The organism is Pseudomonas sp. B21-054 (genome assembly GCF_026016345.1).
Taxonomy (GTDB): domain Bacteria; phylum Pseudomonadota; class Gammaproteobacteria; order Pseudomonadales; family Pseudomonadaceae; genus Aquipseudomonas.
This window is the reverse complement of record NZ_CP087204.1, coordinates 5,029,596-5,048,973: the sequence shown is the minus strand read 5'-3', so window position 1 is coordinate 5,048,973 and position 19,378 is coordinate 5,029,596. Positions and strand designations below refer to the sequence as shown.

Annotated in this window: 19 protein-coding genes; 10 read left to right on the top strand and 9 right to left on the bottom strand. The window is 62.9% G+C overall.

Features of this window, described 5'->3' with window-relative positions; all coding sequences use genetic code 11:
* Positions 1-30: 30 nt before the first annotated feature.
* The 5 genes from fabB to LOY70_RS21810 all read right to left on the bottom strand — a co-directional run bounded on the left by fabB (position 31) and on the right by LOY70_RS21810 (position 6,969).
* Positions 31-1,251 carry a beta-ketoacyl-ACP synthase I gene (gene fabB / locus LOY70_RS21830; protein WP_123346012.1) on the bottom strand — a complete coding sequence of 407 codons (1,221 nt, stop codon included), beginning with the start codon at positions 1,249-1,251 and terminating at the stop codon, positions 31-33.
* A gap of 11 nt (positions 1,252-1,262) precedes the next feature.
* Entirely contained in the window at positions 1,263-1,778 is a 516-nt protein-coding gene (gene fabA / locus LOY70_RS21825; protein WP_123346011.1) for a 3-hydroxyacyl-[acyl-carrier-protein] dehydratase FabA, read from the bottom strand.
* 236 nt (positions 1,779-2,014) lie between these two features.
* Positions 2,015-3,916, bottom strand: a complete 1,902-nt coding sequence (locus tag LOY70_RS21820) for an ATP-binding protein (RefSeq protein ID WP_265029297.1) — start codon at positions 3,914-3,916, stop codon at positions 2,015-2,017.
* Positions 3,913-4,845: an ABC transporter substrate-binding protein gene (locus tag LOY70_RS21815; RefSeq protein WP_265029296.1), complete on the bottom strand. Its 933-nt coding sequence runs from the start codon at positions 4,843-4,845 to the stop codon at positions 3,913-3,915. The genes LOY70_RS21820 and LOY70_RS21815 overlap by 4 nt, the downstream gene beginning before the upstream one ends.
* Positions 4,846-6,969: a TonB-dependent receptor plug domain-containing protein gene (locus LOY70_RS21810; protein WP_265029295.1), complete on the bottom strand. Its 2,124-nt coding sequence runs from the start codon at positions 6,967-6,969 to the stop codon at positions 4,846-4,848.
* Between the two features lie 199 nt (positions 6,970-7,168).
* On the opposite strand from LOY70_RS21810, the gene LOY70_RS21805 reads away from it, so the two are divergent.
* The 8 genes from LOY70_RS21805 to LOY70_RS21770 all read left to right on the top strand — a co-directional run bounded on the left by LOY70_RS21805 (position 7,169) and on the right by LOY70_RS21770 (position 13,495).
* Positions 7,169-8,194, top strand: coding sequence for an NAD(P)H-dependent glycerol-3-phosphate dehydrogenase (locus tag LOY70_RS21805; RefSeq protein ID WP_123346001.1), 1,026 nt, complete (start codon positions 7,169-7,171; stop codon positions 8,192-8,194).
* Positions 8,195-8,224: 30 nt separating this feature from the next.
* Positions 8,225-8,572, top strand: a complete 348-nt coding sequence (locus LOY70_RS21800) for a DUF4389 domain-containing protein (RefSeq protein ID WP_025214921.1) — start codon at positions 8,225-8,227, stop codon at positions 8,570-8,572.
* A complete protein-coding gene (sixA, locus tag LOY70_RS21795) occupies positions 8,569-9,021 on the top strand; it encodes a phosphohistidine phosphatase SixA (protein WP_123345996.1) in 453 nt (150 codons plus the stop codon). Before LOY70_RS21800 ends, sixA begins: the two co-directional genes overlap by 4 nt.
* A 52-nt stretch (positions 9,022-9,073) precedes the next feature.
* Positions 9,074-9,517, top strand: coding sequence for a hotdog fold thioesterase (locus LOY70_RS21790; protein ID WP_123415910.1), 444 nt, complete (start codon positions 9,074-9,076; stop codon positions 9,515-9,517).
* Between the two features lie 287 nt (positions 9,518-9,804).
* Positions 9,805-10,599, top strand: coding sequence for an alpha/beta fold hydrolase (locus LOY70_RS21785; RefSeq protein WP_265029294.1), 795 nt, complete (start codon positions 9,805-9,807; stop codon positions 10,597-10,599).
* Positions 10,596-11,447, top strand: a complete 852-nt coding sequence (locus tag LOY70_RS21780) for an alpha/beta hydrolase (protein WP_265029293.1) — start codon at positions 10,596-10,598, stop codon at positions 11,445-11,447. Before LOY70_RS21785 ends, LOY70_RS21780 begins: the two co-directional genes overlap by 4 nt.
* 129 nt (positions 11,448-11,576) lie before the next feature.
* Entirely contained in the window at positions 11,577-12,395 is an 819-nt protein-coding gene (locus LOY70_RS21775; RefSeq protein WP_025214916.1) for a DUF4892 domain-containing protein, read from the top strand.
* A gap of 62 nt (positions 12,396-12,457) precedes the next feature.
* Entirely contained in the window at positions 12,458-13,495 is a 1,038-nt protein-coding gene (locus LOY70_RS21770) for an AI-2E family transporter (RefSeq protein WP_123415914.1), read from the top strand.
* A gap of 73 nt (positions 13,496-13,568) precedes the next feature.
* On the opposite strand, the gene xopAW is transcribed toward LOY70_RS21770, so the two are convergent.
* From xopAW to LOY70_RS21755, 3 genes are all read right to left on the bottom strand, one after another.
* Positions 13,569-14,300, bottom strand: a complete 732-nt coding sequence (gene xopAW, locus LOY70_RS21765) for a XopAW family type III secretion system calcium-binding effector (RefSeq protein ID WP_265029292.1) — start codon at positions 14,298-14,300, stop codon at positions 13,569-13,571.
* Between the two features lie 143 nt (positions 14,301-14,443).
* On the bottom strand, positions 14,444-15,490 hold the full coding sequence (locus LOY70_RS21760) for a sensor histidine kinase (RefSeq protein WP_265029291.1): 1,047 nt from the start codon (positions 15,488-15,490) through the stop codon (positions 14,444-14,446).
* On the bottom strand, positions 15,490-16,248 hold the full coding sequence (locus LOY70_RS21755; RefSeq protein ID WP_265029290.1) for a response regulator: 759 nt from the start codon (positions 16,246-16,248) through the stop codon (positions 15,490-15,492). Before LOY70_RS21755 ends, LOY70_RS21760 begins: the two co-directional genes overlap by 1 nt.
* Before the next feature lie 291 nt (positions 16,249-16,539).
* On the opposite strand from LOY70_RS21755, the gene pyrF reads away from it, so the two are divergent.
* Positions 16,540-17,238: an orotidine-5'-phosphate decarboxylase gene (gene pyrF, locus LOY70_RS21750; protein ID WP_185046011.1), complete on the top strand. Its 699-nt coding sequence runs from the start codon at positions 16,540-16,542 to the stop codon at positions 17,236-17,238.
* 121 nt (positions 17,239-17,359) lie between these two features.
* On the opposite strand, the gene LOY70_RS21745 is transcribed toward pyrF, so the two are convergent.
* A complete protein-coding gene (locus tag LOY70_RS21745; protein WP_025214910.1) occupies positions 17,360-18,364 on the bottom strand; it encodes an NADP-dependent oxidoreductase in 1,005 nt (334 codons plus the stop codon).
* A gap of 227 nt (positions 18,365-18,591) precedes the next feature.
* On the opposite strand from LOY70_RS21745, the gene LOY70_RS21740 reads away from it, so the two are divergent.
* On the top strand, positions 18,592-19,353 hold the full coding sequence (locus LOY70_RS21740) for an SDR family oxidoreductase (RefSeq protein WP_265029289.1): 762 nt from the start codon (positions 18,592-18,594) through the stop codon (positions 19,351-19,353).
* Positions 19,354-19,378: the final 25 nt, after the last annotated feature.

Here is a 19,378-nt window from a genome sequence, read left to right as displayed (position 1 = left end):
GCGTTTTTGTGTGCGGCGTAGCGGTGGGGCTTACTTGCCCTGCCAGCGCTTCAATACCAGGGTGGCGTTGGTGCCACCGAAGCCGAAGCTGTTGCTCATCACGGTGTTGATGGTGGCGTCTTCGCGAGTCTTGGTCAGGATTGGCATGTCGGCCACTTCCGGATCCAGTTCGTCGATGTTGGCCGAACCTGCCATGAAGTTGCCTTCCATCATCAGCATGCAGTAGATCGCTTCGTGAACGCCGGCGGCGCCCAGGGAGTGACCCGACAAGCTCTTGGTGGAGCTGATGGCCGGGGCCTTGTCGCCGAAGACTTCACGCACACCTTTCATTTCCATCACGTCACCGACCGGGGTCGAGGTGCCGTGGGTGTTCAGGTAGTCGATCGGTGCATCAACGGTGGACATGGCCATCTGCATGCAGCGGATGGCACCTTCGCCGCTTGGGGCGACCATGTCATAGCCATCGGAAGTGGCGCCATAACCGACGATTTCCGCGTAGATTTTCGCGCCGCGGGCCAGAGCGTGCTCCAGCTCCTCGACCACCACCATGCCGCCGCCGCCGGCGATGACGAAACCGTCCCGTTTGGCGTCGTAGGCGCGGGAGGCCTTTTCCGGGGTTTCGTTGTATTGGCTGGACAGGGCGCCCATGGCGTCGAACAGGAACGACTGGCTCCAATGTTCTTCTTCACCGCCGCCGGCGAATACGATGTCCTGCTTGCCCATCTGGATCTGTTCCATGGCGTTGCCGATGCAGTGAGCACTGGTGGCGCAGGCGGAGGAGATCGAGTAGTTGATGCCCTTGATCTTGAATGGAGTAGCCAGGCAGGCCGAAACGGTGCTGCCCATGGTCCGCGTGACGCGGTACGGGCCAACGCGCTTGACGCCTTTTTCGCGCAGGGTGTCCAGCGCTTCCATCTGGTTCAGCGTCGAGGCGCCACCGGAACCGGCGATCAGGCCGGTACGCACATTGGACACTTGCTCTTCGGTCAGGCCGGAGTCAGCGATGGCGTCCTTCATGGCCAGGTAGGCGTAAGCCGCCGCGTGGCCGACGAAACGGTAGATCTTGCGATCGATCAGCTCTTCGAGGGGAAGGTCAATGGAGCCGGAAACCTGGCTACGCAGACCCATTTCAGCATATTCCGGGTTGAACCGGATGCCAGGGCGACTTGCACGCAGGTTAGCGGAGACGGTCTCTTTGTCATTGCCCAGGCACGAAACGATGCCCAGACCAGTGATAACGACGCGGCGCATGCGGATAACCCTTAGAAGTTGTCAGTGGAGGTGAAAACGCCGACCCGAAGGCCTTCGGCGGTATAGATCTCGCGACCGTCCACGGCCACCGAACCATCGGCAATGGCCATGTTCAGCTTGCCCTTGAGGACGCGTTTGATATGAATGTTATAGGTGATTTTCTTGGCGGTCGGCAGGACCTGACCAAAGAACTTCACTTCGCCTGAACCCAGGGCGCGACCGCGACCCGGCAGGCCCTGCCAGCCGAGGAAGAAACCGACCAGTTGCCACATGGCATCCAGGCCCAGGCAGCCCGGCATCACCGGATCACCCTCGAAGTGGCAGGCGAAGAACCACAGGTCCGGATTGATATCCAGCTCGGCGACCAATTCACCTTTGCCGTACTTGCCACCCTCTTCGCTGATATGGGTGATGCGATCCACCATCAGCATGTTCGGGGCGGGCAGTTGCGCGTTACCAGGGCCGAACAGCTCACCGCGACTGCAGCGCAGCAGGTCTTCCCGAGTAAAGGCGTTTTGTTTGGTCATGCGAGCTCCTCAATAGTCCCATGCGGCAGGGTGGGGCAAATCTTCCCGGCCGATCGAAGCGTTCATGCCTCGAATCGACAGCCTACTCATAGACTATTGCGTTGTAGTGAAAGTCACAGCACACGGGAAATGAATGTACACCTGTGCACTGAAATTTTTATTCAAGCCCCAATCGAGGCTTGTTCGGGTGCCTAAGACTGCCGCACTTTCGCCTTTCACGCCAGTCACACAGGCTACTAATGCACCCAACGCTGCAGAATTTGCTGCAGGTCAACGCGTTTGAACGGCTTGGCCAGGTAATCGTTCATACCCGCCGCCAGGCAGGCTTCGCGGTCGCCCTGCAAGGCATTGGCGGTGAGGGCGATGATCGGCACCTCGCTGCAGCCGGGTAACCGGCGGATCTGCCGCGTGGCTTCGTAGCCGTCGATAATGGGCAGTCGGCAATCCATGAGGATCGCTTCGAAAATCAGGCTTTCGGCGCTGCGTACGGCCTGGGCACCGTCGACCGCGACGCTGACCGTGAAGCCCAGACTGCGCAGCATGGCTTCGATCACCGTCTGGTTCACCGGGTTGTCTTCGACCAACAACACGTTACGGCCTTCGCCATCACCGCTGCCGCTCGACAGGCGCGGCGCCAGGGGCGGTGGGATCTGCCGCGAGCGGGCCAGCGGAATCTCAAGGGTGAACACCGAGCCCAGGCCTTCTTCACTCTGGGCTCGCAGCGTGCCGCCCATGCGTTCGGCCAGGGTGCGGGCGATTGGCAGGCCCAGGCCGGTGCCGCCGTAACGCCGGGAAATCGAGCTGTCGGCTTGCTGGAAGGCGTCGAACATGCGCTCCAGGCTCTCAGTCGGAATGCCTATGCCGCTGTCCCGCACCGTGCAGGTGAACCACAACAGTTCGTGATCCAGGGCCTGCCATTGGCACTGCACGGTGACCTGACCTTGCTCGGTGAATTTCAGCGCGTTGCCGATCAGGTTCACCAGGATCTGCCGGATTCGCGTCGGATCGCCTTGGACCTGCAAGGCTTGCATGTCGTCGGGGATCAACAGCTCCAGGCCCAGTTTGCGTTGCGCGGCGCTGTGCTGGAACGACTGGGCGCAACTGCCCACCAATTCCGCCAGATTGAACGAGATGTGTTCCAGCTCCAGGGCCGAGCGCTCGATGCGCGAAAAGTCGAGGATGTCGTTGATCACCTTCAGCAGGTGTTCGGTGGATTCGGACGCCAGCGCCGTGTACTCATGCTGCTCGTCGGTCATCCGGGTGGTTTCCAGCAGTTGCAGCATGCCCAGTACACCGTTCATGGGCGTGCGCAGTTCATGGCTCATCATCGCCAGGAACTCAGACTTGGCGCTGTTGGCCTTTTCCGCTTCCTCCCGGGTCTTGATCAGTTGCTCCATGGCCTGGTGTTGTTCGCGGCTGGCTTGCTCGAGCCCGTCGGCCAGGTTGTTGATGTGCCGCGATAACGCGCCCAGTTCACCGTCGTCAACGATGGGCAGCGGCGTGCTGTAGTCGCCTTGCTGGATCGCTTTGACCGCGTTGCCGATATCGCGGATCGGACGGGACAGGTTCGATGCCAGGCGGCGCGCCACGAGAAAGGTAAACAACAGGGCGAACAGCGCCAGGATGGCGGCCTTGAACAGGATTTCCTGCTGCCGCTGGCTGAAGGCGTCACTGGACATGCCAACGATCACGCGGCCCAGGTAATCTTCACCGGGGGCTTCAGTGGAAGCGCTGTCGCCTTGCAGAAAATCATTGTTCAGGGCAATGCGTTGCAGGCGAACCGGGGCCTGGAACACTTCGACCTGCTGAGAGTGGTCGTCGGTTGATTCGGATTGCTCGACGTACACCAGCACCCGGTTCGTGCTGTCCTGAATCTCCAGGAAGCGCACGTGGGGCGTCGCCAGGGTCGCGGTGAGCAGGCTTTCCAGCACCTCTTTGTTGCCAGAAATCACTCCGTATTCAGTGGCGGGAGCCAGTTGGTTGGCGATCAGCTGGCCGGTGTGATTGAGTTCCTGGCGCAAGTCCTGGATCCGCACGAAGGTGAAGAAGCTGATCAACAGCACGGTCAGCAACAACGCCGGGCCGAGGGCGATGAGCTGGGTGCGGGTATTGATGTCCCAACGGCGACGCAAGGTCATGGGCGGTGTTCTCCTTCGGCCAATGTCGCAGCGACGGATTCGGCGTCAATCGGTTCGATCCCCAGTGAGCGGGTGACTTGTCGGTTGCTCAGGACTTTGAAACGGGCCGGGTACAAAGTGCGCGGCCAGGTGGCGGCGGGGCGGTCGAGCAGTTCGTCGAGAATCGCCAGCCAGTCGTCCTGGTCGCTGTAGGTGCTGGCCAGGCTGCCGGCCTTGACGAATGCGGCGCTCGGCCCGATCAGCGCACGTTGCCGGGCGTAGCTGCTGAGCAAGAGGTTTTTCACGGTCTTGGGGTTGTACAGGTCGGGGTCGTCGAGGCCCAACAGCACATCGCTCTGGTCCAGCAGGTTTCGCAGCGGGCGGCTGTCGCTGGTGTCGTTCCAGCGTTCGGTGACGATTTCCAGATCCAGGGGGGCGGCGGCCTGGCGCAGGTCCCTGAGCAGGAACTCGCTGTGCTTGTCGAACAGCACGCCGACCCGTCGCGCTTGTGGCAGGACTGTGCGGATCAGCCGCAGTTGCCGCGCCATCGGCGGGTCGCTCCACAGCAGGCTCAGGTGATCCGGCGTTGCCTCGCCCAGGCGATCCCGGGCTTGCTGGCGGCTGATGCGCAGCACCAGCGTGGCCGGCCCACGGCTGTCTTGCAGGCGCCAGTCGAGGCTGGGCAGGTCAAGCAGGACCAGACGGACATTGCCCGGCAATTTGTCCGGCGTCGGCAGGCCCGCCAGCCGGGTGAACCGCACATTGTCCTCGGGACGCAGGGCCTTGAGGGCCTGGGTGAAGGACTGCACGCCGGGACTGTCCTCGACACCGGTCAACAGAATCTCGGCGGCGCGGGCCTCGATCGTCGTCAGCAAGCCGGCAAACATCAGGCATAGCGCCAGCGTCAGGCGGCCAAGAAATGGCGTCGTGCGTGGTTGGCCCCGGGCCATTTAGAAGGACAACTCCGCGCTGAAATACAGGACATGACGGGAGTCGTAGCGGTTGTCGACGAAGGTGGTGGGCTGATTGTCGAGGCGTTGTTGCAGGACGCCCGCCAGCTCCAGGCTGGCCTTGCCCAGCGGGATGCGCCGGGCGAGGCGGGTGTCGACCCGTTCGAAGCGATAACCGTTGAGCGCATCGGCGGCGTAATAGAAGACCGCGCTGTTCCAGCCCTGGCCCCAATCCCGCAGCCAACCGGCCGAGCCGCTGCTACGGGCGGTCAGTTGTTCATCGAGAGGATTGCTGGCCTGGGCATCGACGTAGGCGTAGGTCAGGCGCAGGCGGTCGGCGCTGGTCATTCGCCAGTCGACCTGGGTTTCGGCCCCGGAGAATTGTGATTCGTTGCTGTTGCTGGCGATGTACTGATTGTTGCGCAGCGGTTCGCTGATCATGCCGGTGATTTCGTCATGGAACAGCTTCACATCGACCGTCAGGCCCAGCTCCATGAAATAACCGTTGTAGCCCAGTTCCCTGGAGCGCATGTGCTCCTGTTCCAGGTTCCCCGGGCCACGGGTCTGGACAAAGTAACGGGCGCTGCTCTGGCCGAAGGCGGTGGGCTGCAGGTTGGTGACCTGGTAGCTCCAGTTGACATTGTTCTCGAACATGTCCGGGGAGCGCACGGCTTCGGAGTACACCGCCCGCAGGCCATGGCGCGGGGTGATCAGGTAGTTGACCGCCACCCGTGGGGTCAGCGAGCTTCCGGTCAGGCGGGTGTCTTCGAACATCGCGCCGCCCTGCAACAGCCAGTGCTCGGTGGCCCGCCATTCGAGCTGGCCGAACAGGCGCCAGGTGGTGTCGTCCAGGGTGCCGTTGAAGTACGTCTCCGAGTCGGCCCGGTCGTAGCGATAGTTGGCCCCGGTGACCAGGCGCAGGCTGTCGGACAGGCTCAGGGTGTCCTGGATCTCCAGGTCGTAGCGCGATTCCCGGGCGCTCTGGTCGATATCGCCACACAGGGTTTGCGAGGCGCCGTTGCGCCACTGGTCGAGCACCTGGTTGGCCAACGCCTGCTCCTGTGGCGTGCCGGGTGGCGCGCCGGTGCTGGTGTAGTTGGGAATGTTGCGCGCCAGCTTCTCGGCATAGTTGGGGTTGAGCTGCCACAGGTCGGTCAGTTGCGGGCTGAAGGACACCTCGGCATCACAGGCGCGCCAGGTTTGCTGGCGATCCCAGTGTTGGATCGAGCCTTGTACATAAAGGCTGTGATCGGGGTCCAGGTCCAGGTTCCAGCGCAGCGAACCGGCGTAGTCCTTGGCGATGACGTCGGAGTTATCCCCAGCGGCTGTAATCCCGGCAAACACCGGATGATAGGTATAGGGCCGCTGGTTGGTCCCGTCCTTGGCGTTCAATTGCCAGTCGATGCTCTGCTGCTCGTTCAGCGTCTGGCTGACGGACAGGTTGAAGCGGTTCAGGCGACGGCTGTCGCGGTAATCGGCGTCGTTGCGGTCGCTGTCAAAGCCATCGTCTTCCTGGCCAGACAGCGACAACCGCAGGTCGCCGCCCTCCCAACCGCTGCCCTGGCTGGCGTACCAGTCGCTGATGCCGCGCTGGCCCCGGGTGATTTTCAGCCGGGTGCCGTGGCTGTCGGCGGGGGCGCGGGTGATGATATTGACCACCGCCATCAGCGCATTGGCGCCGTAGCTGACGGTGTTGGGCCCACGGAAGACTTCGATCCGGTCGATGTCTTCCAGGGCCACCGGAATATCGCTCCAGTCCACCGTGGCCAGGCCGGCGCGGTATACCGAGCGGCCATCGATCAGTACCTGCATGCGTCGGGCTTCGCTGGCGTTGGTGCCGTGGTAGTTCACGGCGGCCTGGTTGCCGCTGATATTGCCGACCATCATGCCCGGCACCAGGCGCAGCAGTTCGCTGATGTCCCGGGCGCCGCTGGCCTTGATCAATTCGCTGTCGACCACGGTCATGCTGCCCGGCACCGCCGCCGGCGATTGCTTCAGGCGCGTGGCCGTCAGCACTTGGGGCAGGGGCTGGCTGTCCACGAACAAATCGTCAGCCAGCACTGGCGGGCTGATGATCAGCGCCAGTAGCAGTGACGAACCTGAACGGGAAGGGCCAACGAACACGGCACAGCCTTCGATAACGAAAGAATGGCGGGCATGTTAACTGAGCTGAACGACTTTTCCATTCACGTTGACAGCATTTTCCTAGGAATTAATGGTCAGCTTCCTACGGCTGGCGGTAATTGTTGCCGGGGCTGGTCGCCATCCGGCCGCTCCGTATAATGCCCCGCATTGCCACTTGGTATGGATGAACGGATTGCATATGACTGAACAGCGCCCGATTGCGGTCCTGGGAGGCGGGAGTTTCGGCACCGCCGTGGCCAACCTGCTGGCCGAGAATGGTCACCCGGTACGCCAATGGATGCGTGACCCTGAACAGGCCGAGGCCATCCGGGTCAACCGTGAGAACCCGCGCTACCTCAAGGGCATCAAGATCCGCCCGGAAGTGGAGCCGGTCACCGACTTGCAGGCGACCCTGCAGGGCAGCGATCTGTTTTTCGTCGCCTTGCCGTCCAGTGCCTTGCGCTCGGTATTGGCAGCCCATGCCGAATGTTTGAGCGGCAAGCTGCTGGTGAGCCTGACCAAGGGCATCGAAGCCCAGACCTTCAAACTGATGAGCGAGATTCTCGAAGAAATCGCCCCCAAGGCTCGAATCGGTGTGATTTCCGGTCCGAACCTGGCGCGGGAGATCGCCGAGCACGCCTTGACCGCCACGGTGGTCGCCAGTGAAGACGAAGAACTGTGCCAGCGGGTCCAGGCGGCGCTCCATGGCCGTACCTTTCGGGTCTATGCCAGTGCCGACCGTTTTGGTGTGGAGTTGGGCGGGGCGCTGAAGAATGTCTATGCAATCATTGCCGGTATGGCAGTGGCGCTGGGCATGGGGGAAAACACCAAGAGTATGCTGATCACCCGGGCACTGGCGGAAATGACTCGCTTTGCCGTCAGCCAGGGGGCCAATCCGATGACCTTCCTGGGGTTGGCCGGGGTGGGCGACCTGATCGTCACGTGTTCCTCGCCCAAGAGCCGCAACTACCAGGTCGGTTTTGCCCTCGGCCAGGGCCTGAGCCTGGACGAGGCGGTGTCGCGCCTGGGCGAAGTGGCCGAAGGGGTCAACACCCTCAAGGTGCTCAAGGCCAAGTCCCAGGAGGCCGGCGTGTACATGCCGCTGGTCGCCGGGCTGCATGCGATCCTGTTCGAGGGGCGCACGCTGGAACAGGTGATCGAACTGTTGATGCGTGGCGAACCGAAGACCGACGTCGATTTCATTTCCACCAGCGGTTTCAACTGAACCGCTATTGACCGCAAGCAGGAGCGAACCATGAACGATCCGAAAGGGCAGCCTCAATACGAATCCATCCTGCTGCGCGTGCTGTGGATGGTGATTTATCTGCTGGTCTGGCAGGTGGCGCAATTCATCCTGGGCGCCGTGGTGCTGGTGCAACTGATCTATCGGCTGATCTACGGCGCACCCAGTGCCAGCCTGATGAATTTCGGCGATAGCCTGAGCCAGTTCCTGGCCCAGATCGGCCGGTTCGGCACCTTCCACAGCGACCAGAAACCCTGGCCGTTCGCTGACTGGCCGGCCCCGCGCACGCCGGAAGGAGAAGCGCCTCACGTTGTGGCGCCCGCCCCACACCCTGTCCGGGACGAGGAACCGAAGCTATGAAATTGTGGATATTGCGTCATGGTGAAGCCGAGCCGCACGGCACTCGTCCAGACCCCGAGCGGGCACTGACCGTCCACGGTCGCGAAGAAGTGTTGCGCAGTGCCGCACAGCTGATCGGCCAGCCGCTGACCGCCATTTATGCCAGTCCTTACCTGCGCGCCCAGCAGACGGCACAGCTGGTGCGCGAAGCCCTGGGTTTCGAGCCGGAGTTGAAAACGGTCGATTGGCTGACGCCGGATACCCGGCCGCAAACCGTCCTGGACCATCTCGATGATCCGGACGATGTGCTGCTGGTCAGCCATAACCCGTTGGTGGGCAGCCTGCTGGGCTTGCTGCAACACGGTCATCTGCAACAACCCGAGCAAGTGCAGACGGCTGGCCTGGCTGAGCTGGACGGTGAGCTGCCATTGGCCGGGGCAATGACGCTCAAGGCTATCAAGCACCCATAGGCAGGCTGGCAGCCGGGTTGAGCCCAATAAAAACCGCAAAGGAACGACAACGATGAGTCTGTGGCGCACCACCCCCAACATCGAGCAATTGAATGCCTCCGGTAAAAACACCATCGCCGAAGTGCTGGACATTCGTTTCGAGTCGTTCGACGACGAGTCCCTGACCGCCAGCATGGTCGTCGACCACCGCACTCACCAGCCGTTCGGCCTGCTGCATGGCGGTGCGTCGGTGGTGTTGGCTGAAACGGTCGGGTCCATGGCCGCCTATCTGTGCGTGGACGCCAGCAAGTTCTATTGCGTGGGCCTGGAAATCAATGCCAACCACTTGCGCGGCGTGCGCAGTGGGCGGGTGACGGCCACGGCCCGAATGGTTCACCTGGGTCGCACCACTCAGGTCTGGGATATTCGCCTGACCAATGACGATGGCAAGGTCAACTGTGTGTCGCGCCTGACCATGGCGGTGGTGCCGCTGGGTGAGCAACCGCCGGGGCGGTGAAAGCCAAGGTGGATGCGATCTCCTGTGGCGAGGGGATTTATCCCCGTTGGGCTGCGAAGCAGCCCTGAAATCAGCCAACTCGGTGCATCAGACTGATCGAGTAGACCGGTTTGGGGGCGCTTCGCACCCCAGCGGGGATAAATCCCCTCGCCACAGAGGCCAGTGCTCACAGTTCCATAACCCCATAGCCCAAGCCCGACTGTCATCATTCCTGGCAGTTACGGTCATTGCCGCACCGTCGGGTTCTGCGGACAATCGCTCCCAGTTCCCCCAATGGATCGGCCGTCATGTCGCAACAGGTGTTTTTCGCCCACGCCAATGGTTTTCCCTCGGCCACCTACGGCAAGTTGTTCGCCGCGTTGGCGCCGCAGTACAAGGTCGCGCACTTGGAATTGCACGGGCATGACCCGCGTTTCCCGGTGGATGATAACTGGCACAACCTGGTGGACGAACTCATCCATCATCTGGAACAGCAGCCGGAACCGGTGTGGGGCGTCGGCCATTCCCTGGGCGGCGTCCTGCACTTGCACGCGGCGTTGCGTTGCCCACAGTTGTACCGGGGCGTGGTCATGCTCGACTCGCCGGTGCTGACCCGCGCCGACCGATGGGTGATCCTGGCCGCCAAGCGCCTGGGCTTCATCGACCGCCTGACGCCAGCCGGCCGGACGCTGGGGCGGCGCGAGGAGTTCGCCGACCTGGAGTCGGCCCGGCAGTATTTTGCTGGCAAGACCCTGTTCCGCGGTTTCGATCCGGAATGCTTCGATGCCTATCTGCAGCATGGCCTGCAGCAAGTCGGCGACCGCTTGCGGCTGCGCTTCGACCCGGCCACGGAAATCAGCATCTATCGCGGCGTGCCGCACACCAGTCCGGGGCGGGCCCGTACGCTCCAAGTGCCGCTGGCGGTGGTGCGTGGCCGGCAGAGTCGCGTGGTGATGCGTCATCACGCCCGTTCGGTGGGGCGCATGCCCCATGGCGAATCCCTGAGCATGCCCGGCGGCCATATGTTCCCCCTGGAACGTCCTCAAGACACGGCCAACCTGCTCAAGGACCTGTTCCGGCGCTGGGAAGGGCGCAGCGCATGAGTACAGTCGAAGAAGTCCGCCTGAGCCTGCCCCACATTGAACTGGCGGCCCATCTGTTCGGGCCGGAGGAGGGCCGTCCGGTGATCGCCTTGCACGGCTGGCTGGACAACGCCAACAGCTTCGCGCGACTGGCCCCTCGGTTGGAGGGGCTGCGGGTGATTGCCCTGGACATGGCCGGGCACGGTCATTCCGGGCATCGGCCGCCCGGCGCCGGCTACGCGCTGTGGGACTATGCCCATGATGTGCTGCAGGTCGCCGAACAATTGGGCCTGGAGCGTTTCGCCCTGTTGGGGCATTCCATGGGCGCCATCGTCTCGCTGGTGCTGGCCGGCGCCTTGCCGGAACGGGTGACGCACCTGGGGTTGATCGATGGGGTCATTCCTCCCACAGCCAAAGGCGATAACGCGGCCGAACGCATGGGCATGGCCTTGCAAGCCCAGTTGGACTTGCAGCAAAAACGCAAGCCCGTCTACAAAACCCTCGACCGCGCCATCGAAGCCCGCATGAAGGGCTTGGTGGCGGTCAGTCGCGAGGCCGCCGAGTTGCTGGCCCAGCGCGGCTTGATGCCGGTTCCCGGGGGCTATACCTGGCGCACCGACAACCGCCTGACCCTGCCGTCGCCGCTGCGCCTGACCGATGAACAGGCGATGGCGTTCGTGGCGCGGGTCGGTTGTCCTGCCCATCTGGTGGTGGCGGCCGACGGCATGCTCGCCCAACACCCTGAGTTGCTGGAGCGTCTACCCTTCAGCCATGAGCAGTTGCCCGGTGGGCATCATTTGCACCTGAACGACGAGGTCGGCGCCGCGCTTGTAGCAGACTGTTTCAATCGGTTCTTCACCGTTTCTTGACTTGCGCCGGGCAACTGTCGAGGCTGGGCGGGTTGAAAGGGAGACAACCATGACAGATCTCTGTTTACCCGCCTCGCGGCGCATCGACGACGCCCGTTTCGTCCAAGAAACCCAGGCCAAGCCGATCCGATGAAATTATCCGTTCATTCACTCGCCCTGCTGGCGCTGGCTTGCGTCAGCCCGGCGTCGTTCGCCGTCGATGTGCCCGGCAGTCATGATCTGGAGCGCGTGCCACGCATGCCCGATGCGCAGATCGTCGATTACCGCCAAACCAGCGACCTGGAACGCGTCTACCCCATGGGCTCGATCCGCAGGATCAGCGGCCAGTTACGCTTCGACGGCCAGGTCGATGCCCGTGGCAACGTTACATCGGTCACTTACGAACTGCCGCCAGAACATTCCGCTAACCAGGCCTTTACCTTGGCTCGCGAAGCACTGCAGAAACAGGGTGCCGAGCTGTTGTTCTGGTGCCAGGCCCGCGATTGCGGCGAGAGCAGCCTGTGGGCCAACGAAGTATTCGGCAATGCCAAGCTCTACGGTGCCGATAATGGACAGGCCTACTTGCTGCTACGGCTGGCGCCACCGGCGGATAACACCCTGATCGCGCTGTACGGCATCACGCGCGGCAACCGCAAGGCCTACCTGCATGTCGAGCAGTTCGAGTCGAGCGCGGCGCTGGGCGATGTGCTGCCGACTTCGGCCACGCTGCTGCGCCAGCTCAAGGACACCGGCGCGCTCGACTTGCCGCGTCTTGCCGGTGAGCCGGACGACACCTGGTTACGCCTGCTGTCCCGGGCGCTGAACCTGGATACCGGCCTTCGGGTCAGTATCGCCGGCCCCGAGGCCGAGGCCTGGCGTCAGGCCTTGATTGACCAGGGCGTCCGAGCGGCGCGGATGGAGGCGGCCAGTGGCGATGCGGCGGGCCTGCACCTTGAGTTGCTGCGATAAGCTGTTTCAGGTGGCGGCTCTGACGCCGTTGCCCTGGCTTTGTCCATTTTTCGAGACCCTACATGCTCAATAACGATCGGCTGTTGGTGCAGATCCTGCTCCTGGTGTTGTTCGGCGCAAGCCTCTGGGTGATGGCGCCGTTCTGGTCGGCGCTGTTCTGGGGCGCGGTGCTGGCGTTCGCCAGTTGGCCGCTGATGCGCCTGCTGACCCGCTGGGTCAATGGACGTGAATCCCTGGCCGCGGCGCTGCTGACGGTGGGCTGGATGCTGCTGGTGGCAGTGCCGCTGGTATGGCTCGGTTTCAACCTGGCCGACCATGTGCGCGATGCCACGGCGTTCATCAAGGACGCCCAGGTCGACGGTCTACCCGAAGCCCCGACCTGGCTGGCCGGCGTACCCTTGGTGGGTGGACGGCTGGTGGGCATCTGGAACAGCATTGACCAGCAGGGCGCCGCGATGATGGTGTCCGCCCGGCCTTACCTGGGGCAAATCGGCAACTGGCTGTTGGCCCGTAGCGCGCAGATCGGCGGCGGTATTCTCGAGCTGACCCTGAGTATCGTGTTCGTGTTCTTTTTCTATCGGGACGGTCCGCGATTGGCGGTGTTCGTCCACGGGTTGCTGGAGCGCCTGATCGGTGATCGTGCCGGTTACTACATCGAGTTGGTGGCCGGTACGGTGCAGCGAGTGGTCAACGGCGTGATCGGCACTGCGGCGGCCCAGGCCGTGCTGGCGTTGATCGGTTTCCTGATTGCCGGGGTGCCGGGTGCGCTGGTGCTGGGCATCGTCACTTTCCTGCTCAGCCTGATTCCCATGGGCCCGCCGCTGGTGTGGATCCCTGCCACAGCCTGGTTGGCGTGGAAGGGGGAATACGGGATGGCGGTGTTCCTGGGGATCTGGGGCACCTTCATCATCAGCGGCGTGGACAACGTGCTCAAACCCTACCTGATCAGCCGAGGTGGAAACCTGCCGTTGGTGATTGTGTTGCTGGGGGTGTTTGGCGGGTTGATCGCCTTCGGTTTCATCGGGCTGTTCATCGGCCCGACGTTGTTGGCGGTGGCGTATAGCTTGCTGACGGATTGGAGCAAGAGTCAGGCAAAGTAATCCCAGGCACAAGGGGGATCATCGACCCATCAGTCGCGAACCTGGCTCCCGAAGAGCCAGGTGTACGGGTGAGTCAGGTCGCTACGTTCAGGTGCTTGCCCACGGTGGCAACGTTATCCAGCGAATATTGCCGGCTGAGGTTGGCGATCATTCTGTTCAGCGCCTCGCTGACGTTGGCCTGATCGGTGGAACTGTCGCTGCTGCGACCGGCCTGCAGGGCGCTGGTCAGTTCGCTGGCGGTGACGGAGCCGTCGCCATCGGTATCGAGCTGGCTGAACAACTCTTCGCTGGAGGCTTGTTGGGGGGGAGTTGGCGGCGGGGCGAGGCTGGCGGCCAGTTCGTCGAGGCTGACGGTACTGTCTTCATTCTTGTCCAGGGCCGAGAACACTTGCTGGCTGTCGACACTGCTGCCGGCACTGGTCAGGCCACTGCTCAATTCGTCGCTGCTGACGGTGCCATCTTCGTCGGTGTCCAGGGCGCTGAGCAGTGCATCGGCCAGTTCGGTATCCGGCGCCTGGTCCCGTGGCAGTGGAGGTGGCGGGGCCATCGCGGCCATTTCCTCGCCGCTCAGGTCACCGCTGCCGTCACTGTCCAGATCGTCAAAATTGTCGCTCAGGCTAACTAGGATGCCGTCGTCGCTTTTCTGCGACAGGGCGGAGCTCAACTCGTCCTGATCGACCGAGCCGTCGGCGTTGCTGTCGAGCTTGCTGAGCAGCTCCTTCTGAAACTGCTGGATGCGGGCACTGTTGCTCGTGGTACTGCTGGTGCTGGTATAGGTCGGGTAACTGCTGACGCTACCGATCATGGGCGCTCTCCTTGGACTGGAATAGCCGGTGGGTCCACCGGCTTATGCAGCCTCAGCGGGGCAGTTGTCGTGGGTGTGTGGAGTTTGTACCTGCGGTTGTACAAGACCGCTAGGACACGCTGGCCCCTGTGGGAGGTGTGTTCTCAGGCGCGAGGCAGGCTGATCACCGCCGTCAATCCACCCCCGGGCGTTTCTTCCAGGCTCAACTGCCCGCCCAGGCGTTCGGTGGCTTCCCGGGCGATGGTCATGCCCAGGCCGACGCCGCCGGAGTTGCGATTGCGCGAGCCTTCCAGGCGGAAAAAGGGCTCGAACACCGCCTCGCGCTTGTCCGCCGCAATACCGGGGCCGTGGTCGATGACCCGGATCAATACCTGGTGTTGCTGGTCTTGCAGGGCAATCAAGGCATGGCCGGCGTAGCGCAGGGCGTTGTCGATGAGGTTGTTGAGGCACGAGCGCAGTGCCATGGGTTGCACCTGCAGTGGGGCGCAGGAGCCGCTGACCTGCACATCGGCGCCCTGGTCCTGGGCGTTTTCGCTCAATGATTCCACCAAGGCCTGCACGTCCATCCACTGCAACGCCTCGCTGGTGCGCTGTTCATGCAGGTAGGTAAGGGTGGCATCGAGCATGCCGATCATATCGTCCAGGTCCTGGCGCATCTGGCCTTGCAGCTTGATGTCATCGATCTGTTCCAGGCGCAACTTGAGCCGCGAAAGGGGCGTGCGCAGGTCATGGGACACCGCGCCGAGCATGCGTGAGCGTTGCTGCACCTGCTCGCGAATCCGTTGCTGCATCAGGTTGAACGTATGGGCCGCTTGTCGCGCCTCCCTAGGGCCGTTTTCATCCAGTGGCGGGCTGTCGAGGTTTTCGCTCAAGCGCTCGGCGGCGTCGCTCAGGCGCTGGATCGGTCGGGTCAGCAGTTTGGCGCCGTACCAGGCGGCGGCGATCAACAGCACGAACTGAAATGTCAGCGGCACTACCGGACCGCCGAACCAGGGGCGCGGAGGGCGGTTTGGGGGTGGGCCAAAGGGCGGCGGTGCTTCACCCTGCCGGGAAAATTCCGGCGGTGGCCCGGGAGGTGGTGGCTGGTCGTAGTGAAAAAACCAGGCAAAGGCCAACAGATGTGCCAGGACGATCGCCAACAACAGCACGCCAAACAGGCGGCCGAACAGGGAGTCGAGGCGCAGTTGCATCAGCCAATGTCCCGGGCATCGAACAGATAGCCTTCACCGCGTACGGTCTTGATCAGGTGCGGTGCCTTCGGGTCGTCACCCAGTTTCTGGCGCAGACGCGAGACCAGCAGATCGATGCTGCGGTCGAACGCCTCGATGGAGCGCCCCCGGGCGGCGTCCAGCAGTTGTTCGCGGCTGAGCACCCGGCGCGGTCGTTCGATGAAGACCCACAACAGGCGGAACTCGGCGTTGGACAGCGGCACCACCAATCCGTCGGCGGAGATCAGTTGGCGTAGTACGCTGTTGAGCCGCCAGTTGTCGAAGCGAACATTGGCCCGCTGCTCGGTACGGTCGTCACGCACCCGGCGCAGGATCGTCTGGATCCGCGCCACCAGTTCCCTGGGTTCGAAAGGCTTGGCCATGTAGTCGTCGGCCCCCAGCTCCAGGCCGATGATACGGTCGGTGGGTTCGCACCGGGCGGTGAGCATCAGGATCGGGATGTCCGATTCGGCGCGCAGCCAGCGACACAGTTGCAAGCCGTCTTCGCCCGGCAGCATCAGGTCGAGCACGACCACGTCGAAATGCTCGGCCTGCATCGCCTGGCGCATGGTCGCGCCATCGGTCACGCCGCTGGCGCGTATGCTGAAACGGGCCAGGTAATCGATCAGCAGCTCGCGGATCGGCACATCGTCGTCGACGATCAGTGCGCGGGTGGTCCAGCGCTTGTCATCATCGGGCGCTTTTCGATCGTCAGAATTGGCAACAGGGGTGTTCTGCATGGATGCATCATCTGCCAGGTAGGCTGCCAACCGCAAAGAAGGCGGCGAGGTTGAGGCTTCAGCATAGGCTTGGTGCCGCGAGGCGTGAAGCGCTGAAAGGACGGGTTGCGGCGGCGGACGGTAGCGTGCCCGCGTGTTGCCGGCATGTCATGAGTGTATCGGCTTCGACACAATGGACGGCATCGTCCATGCTGCCCTGGACGCGATGAGGATTTACCGATCATCGGGTCCCGCACGGGCGCTGGTTCCGCTACAATGCGCGCCGATTTCGACTTGCCTGAGAGCCCGCTCATGTCCGCCTGCCAGACGCCCATTATCGTCGCCCTGGATTTCCCTACCCGTGACGCCGCCTTGAAGCTGGCCGACCAGTTGGACCCCAAGCTCTGCCGGGTCAAAGTCGGCAAGGAACTGTTCACCAGCTGCGCTTCGGAGATCGTTAGTACCTTGCGAGACAAGGGTTTCGAGGTGTTCCTGGACCTGAAGTTCCATGATATCCCCAACACCACTGCCATGGCCGTCAAGGCTGCCGCGGAGATGGGCGTGTGGATGGTCAACGTGCATTGCTCCGGCGGCCTGCGCATGATGGCGGCCTGCCGTGAAGTGCTGGATCAGCGCAGTGGCCCGCAACCCTTGCTGATCGGCGTGACCGTGCTGACCAGCATGGAGCGCGAGGACCTGGCCGGGATCGGCCTGGACATCGAGCCCCAGGAGCAGGTGCTGCGGTTGGCGGCGCTGGCGCAGAAGGCCGGCCTGGACGGTCTGGTCTGTTCGGCCCTGGAGGCTAGCGCGCTGAAAGCGGCGCACCCGTCGCTGCAACTGGTGACCCCGGGCATTCGTCCAGCGGGCAGCGCCCAGGACGACCAGCGGCGCATCCTCACCCCGCGCCAGGCGCTGGACGCCGGTTCCGATTACCTGGTGATCGGCCGTCCGATCAGCCAGGCAGCTGATCCGGCCAAGGCGCTGGCGGCGGTCGTGGCTGAACTGGCCTGACCCAACCCTGAAGGGCCCTTGTGGGAGCGAGCTTGCTCGCGATAGCGGTATGTCGGTCGATAGCAATGTTGACTGACAGGGCCTCATCGCGAGCAAGCTCGCTCCCACAATTATTTTGGGGTCAGACCTTGAGCACGAGCTTCCCGAAGTTCTCCCCGCTGAACAATTTGGTCAGTGTCTCGGGGAACGTCTCCAGCCCTTCGACGATGTCTTCCTTGCTCTTGAGCTGCCCCTTGGCCATCCAGCCGGCCATTTCCTGCCCAGCGGCGGCGAACTGCGCGGCATAGTCCATGACCACGAAACCTTCCATGCGGGCCCGGTTGACCAGCAGCGACAAGTAGTTGGCGGGGCCTTTCACCGCTTCCTTGTTGTTGTATTGGCTGATGGCGCCGCAGATCACCACACGGGCCTTGAGGTTCAAGCGACTGAGCACGGCATCCAGGATGTCGCCGCCGACGTTATCGAAATACACATCCACGCCTTTGGGGCATTCGCGCTTGAGGCCGGCATGGACGTCTTCGCTCTTGTAGTCGATAGCGCCGTCGAAGCCCAATTCATCGATCAGGAACTTGCACTTGTCGGCGCCGCCGGCAATGCCCACCACGCGACAGCCTTTGATCTTGGCGATCTGCCCGGCAATACTGCCCACCGCGCCGGCGGCTCCCGACAGCACCACGGTCTCGCCGGCCTTGGGCGCGCCCACATCCAGCAGGGCGAAATAGGCGGTCATGCCGGTCATGCCCAGCGCGGACAAATAACGTGGTAGCGGCGCCAGCTTCGGATCGACCTTGTAGAAACCCCTTGGCTCGCCGAGGAAATAATCCTGCACGCCCAACGCACCGTTGACGTAGTCCCCCACCGCAAACCCTGGATTGTTCGAGGCGATCACCTGGCCGACACCCAGCGCTCGCATCACCTCGCCGAGGCCGACCGGCGGGATATAGGACTTGCCTTCGTTCATCCAGCCGCGCATGGCCGGGTCCAGGGACAGGTATTCGTTCTTTACCAGGATCTGACCGGCTGCCGGCTCGCCGACCGGTACTTGCTGATAGGTGAAGGTTTCGCGGGTCGCGGCGCCCACCGGGCGTTTGGCGAGCAGGAACTGGCGATTGGTCTGGGCAGTCATGGCTGGCACTCAAGATGAATGAAGCCTTGTTGATAGACCTTCGAAACGTTTGTCGCAAGGTTTGCTGATACAGCGAATGCACTTCGATCCAACACAGTGATAGTTCAGCTACGGGTCTTATCACTGGCGCCCATGAATGTTCAAACGGCAATTGGATAGTGCTGCCGCGCCATCGGGACCTGTGACTAGACTGGCGTCATCCCCCCGCATTCTTCGAGGAATTGACAATGAGCATGACGTTTTCCGGACAGGTCGCCGTGGTGACGGGCGCAGCCGCGGGCATAGGCCGCGCCACGGCCCAGGCATTCGCAGCGGAAGGCCTGCAAGTGGTGGTGGCCGACCTGGACGTGGCGGGCGGCGAGGGCACGGTGCGGTTGATTCGTGAGGCGGGTGGCGAGGCGGTGTTCGTGCGCTGCGACGTGACCCTGGAAAGCGACGTGCAGAATTTGATGAACGAGGTGGTCAAGACCTACGGTCGCCTCGATTATGCCTTCAACAACGCTGGGATCGAGATCGAGAAGGGCAAGCTGGCCGACGGGACCCTCGATGAGTTTGACGCGATCATGGGCGTCAATGTGAAGGGCGTCTGGCTGTGCATGAAATACCAACTGCCCTTGCTGCTGGCCCAGGGCGGTGGCGCTATCGTCAATACAGCTTCGGTGGCCGGCCTGGGGGCGGCGCCGAAGATGAGCATCTACGCAGCCTCCAAGCACGCCGTGATCGGCCTGACCAAGTCGGCGGCCATCGAATACGCCAAGAAAAAAATCCGTGTGAATGCGGTTTGTCCGGCGGTGATCGACACCGACATGTTCCGTCGGGCTTATGAGGCGGACCCGAAAAAAGGCGAGTTCGCCAACGCCATGCACCCGGTGGGGCGTATCGGCAAGGTCGAGGAAATCGCCAGCGCGGTGCTGTATTTGTGCAGCGATGGCGCGGCCTTCACCACGGGCCATTCCCTGGCGGTGGACGGTGGCGTCACGGCGTTCTGAGGACAGGTGGCTCAGCTTGCTTGTA